The organism is Muricomes intestini, from assembly GCF_004346165.1.
Lineage (GTDB): Bacteria > Bacillota > Clostridia > Lachnospirales > Lachnospiraceae > Muricomes > Muricomes intestini.
Genome location: NZ_SLZZ01000059.1, coordinates 1 through 2,896 on the forward strand (window position 1 = coordinate 1; position 2,896 = coordinate 2,896).

3 protein-coding genes are annotated in these 2,896 nt (G+C 41.9%); all 3 read left to right on the forward strand.

Features of this window, described 5'->3' with window-relative positions:
* Positions 1-233: 233 nt before the first annotated feature.
* Genes istA through EDD59_RS17575 form a run of 3 tightly spaced genes read left to right on the forward strand, consistent with a single transcriptional unit; the run spans position 234 to position 2,758 of the window.
* Positions 234-1,763 (forward strand): IS21 family transposase, encoded by a 1,530-nt coding sequence (gene istA / locus EDD59_RS17565; protein WP_207670436.1) that lies wholly within the window; start codon positions 234-236, stop codon positions 1,761-1,763.
* Positions 1,756-2,529, forward strand: coding sequence for an ATP-binding protein (locus EDD59_RS17570; RefSeq protein ID WP_132384260.1), 774 nt, complete (start codon positions 1,756-1,758; stop codon positions 2,527-2,529). Before istA ends, EDD59_RS17570 begins: the two co-directional genes overlap by 8 nt.
* Positions 2,522-2,758, forward strand: a complete 237-nt coding sequence (locus EDD59_RS17575) for a hypothetical protein (RefSeq protein WP_132384262.1) — start codon at positions 2,522-2,524, stop codon at positions 2,756-2,758. The genes EDD59_RS17570 and EDD59_RS17575 overlap by 8 nt, the downstream gene beginning before the upstream one ends.
* Positions 2,759-2,896 lie beyond the last annotated feature (138 nt).

A 2,896-nucleotide genomic window follows, 5' to 3' on the forward strand; every position in this document is an offset into this window, starting at 1 on the left:
TGTTTATTGTATAATAAAAATACAGAAAGTTGCAAAACAAAAATGTAGGTCGTTGCACCTACAAAATGTAGGTAATTGCAAAGTATCCTGACAGTATCCCTGGAACGGGCAGCATTTATTGGATGGCTCCCAAGTTGGAACTGTAAAAACCCATTGCAGACATACAAATAAACCAGTAACCTTGTTTTGTTGTAGCAAACAAATAAAACAAGGAGGAAAGGAGTATGACTACAATGGATCAGATTCATCGTATCAGAGAGCTCTACTACGAGCAAGGAAAAAATCTGATAGAGATCGCAATCATTATGAATTGTGACTGGCGCACAGTTCGCAAATACGTGGATATGGAGAATTTTAATTCAGATCCACCAGCCCCACAAGAAACGGAGCACATATCTAAGCTAGACCCATTCAAGCCAACCATTGACAGCTGGCTGACTGCTGATAAAAAAGCTCCCAGAAAACAGAGGCACACAGCAAAGCGAGTGTTTAATCGCCTGAAGGACGAAGTGAAAGATTTTGATTGCAGCTATCGTCTTGTTGCCACGTATGTTTCAGGCAAGAAGAAGGAACTTAACCTTAAATATCGAGAGGGATATATCCCTCTTGTCCATTCACCCGGCGAGGCTCAGGCTGACTTTGGCTATGCCGACTTTTATGAAAACGGTAAGCTTCATCATGAAGCAAAATATCTTGTTCTCAGCTTCCCTTACAGCAATGGTGGTTACCTCCAGCTGAATTATGGGGAAAATATGGAGTGCCTTTTGGAAGGGCTTGTTGCCACCTTTGAATACATAGGCGGTGTACCTACTGAGATTTGGTTTGATAACACGAGAACCATTGTGACTGAGATCATTAAAGGAGGGAATCGAAATGTTACCGAACGCTTTCAACGCTTCTGCGAGCACTACCGATTTAAGGCATTGTTTATGAATCCTGAATCCGGGTGGGAAAAAGGAAATGTGGAAAACAAGGTTGGCTATCTCCGACGAAACGAACTTGTTCCAGTGCCTGAATTTACAAGCATAACCGAGAAAAACAAAGAACTCTTTTCTGCCTGTGACGAGGATATGGAGCGCGAGCATTACGAAGATAATAACGGCAGGTTCATCAGCGAACTTTTGGAAGATGATAAAAAAGCATTTCTTCCATTGCCGCCCACTGCATTTGATACTGCACTATATACAACGGCACGCACTGATAAATACGGCAAGTTTACTCTTGATCATGGAAAGCATCGCTATTCAGTATCCCCTGCCTTCTGTGAAGATACCGTCCGTTTAAGGATGACATCTTCAGAAGTCATCGTCATGGACAGCAGCCTGCACGAAGTAGTAACTCACAGGCGATTGTATGGCGATGAATGCGAAAGTATGGATTGGATTCCGTATCTGAAATACATTGCACGAAAACCACGATCTTTAAAGAACAGTGGAATATACAGTATGATGCCTGAAAACATGCAGATCTACATGGATAGCTGCGAAAGCAGTGAACGTGGCAAGGTGTTAAAAGTACTCGCAGAGCTTACTGAGCGCAGCGGCTTCCACAGCGCCCTGCATACAGTAGATGAAGCGATATGCTTTCATGCAGCAGATCCAGACAGTCTGCAGAACTTATACAGACGCACTTACGCAGAAGTTCCATTACTGCCACCGCTTGATAATGGAAGCGGTATCCCATCACAGAAAGTCATCCCATTCAGGAATGATTTAGCTGGCCTTGATGCGGTCCTCAAGAGAGGGGGTGCATTAAATGGCTGATATACAAGAATCCATTGCTTTATGCTGCAAGCAGTTACGTTTATCTTCAAATCTTGCAGAGAGAGCACTCACACAGGAAGGAGCGACCAACCAGGAATACCTTATGAACCTACTGAGTAATGAAGTAGCATACCGTCAGGAACACCGAATTATGAAACTGCTGAATACAGCAGGATTTCCGAAGCTGTATACCAAAGAACAATTCCGTACTGACGAGATCGATTTTCCGGAAGGAGTGTCCCTTGATACTTTGCTAGAGCTTGATTTCTATCATTCCGGCAAAAACATCATCATGTATGGTGGGAGTGGAACAGGAAAAACAATGCTATCCACATTGATAGGACTCTCAGCATGTAACCTGGGAATTTCAGTAAAGTTTTACAGGACCGCAGGACTTATCAATCTGTTTTCAGAACATCAGGCAAAGGGGACTTTGTCATCGCTGAAAAAGAAACTAAACAGTGCAGGAATCCTGATACTTGATGAATTCGGATATGTTCCTTATGACCGAACCGGAGCACAGCTTCTCTTCGACTATCTTTCCGAAATTCATGAGCAGAAGCCGGTGATTTTGAATACAAATCTGGAATTCTCGCAATGGGTCAATGTTCTTTATGATCAGAGAATGACAACTGCACTCATCGGAAGATTGACTCATCATGTGGAACTCATCTTATTCCCTGGTGTAAACAACCGTCTGCGTGAATCCAGTATTAATGAAGCGTTCACAAGAATAAATACTCAGGAGGCAGCTAATAATGGCTAAAAACAAAAAAGAAATCAAGAAACTATATAAAAATCTTCAAGAAGTTTGCTCTGAGATGAGTGACCATATCTCATGCCTAAGTGAGGAGCAGCAACGGGATGAAACAGAATTGAGATACCTTAAGGAGTTCATCCGTTATAAGGAACAGGAAGAAGAATATCATTATTTTCGTGAAAATGCACATGAAGAATATGAGGAAAATATGCCCTTTTCAAACCTTACACTTTAACAATTAAATATGTCTGTGATGGTGATATGTCAGTCAATATGCGGCTGGCACATGCCATTGCAATTACCTACAAAATGTAGGTGCAACAACCTACAAAAACTTTTTGCAATTTCCTACAAAAAGGTCTTGCAAAAAACA

Bases quoted from the DNA above. Each gene is read 5' to 3' on its own strand.
- istA (WP_207670436.1), top strand. From the start codon at position 234: ATGGATCAGATTCATCGTATCAGAGAGCTCTACTACGAGCAAGGAAAA.
- EDD59_RS17570 (WP_132384260.1), top strand. From the start codon at position 1,756: ATGGCTGATATACAAGAATCCATTGCTTTATGCTGCAAGCAGTTACGT.
- EDD59_RS17575 (WP_132384262.1), top strand. From the start codon at position 2,522: ATGGCTAAAAACAAAAAAGAAATCAAGAAACTATATAAAAATCTTCAA.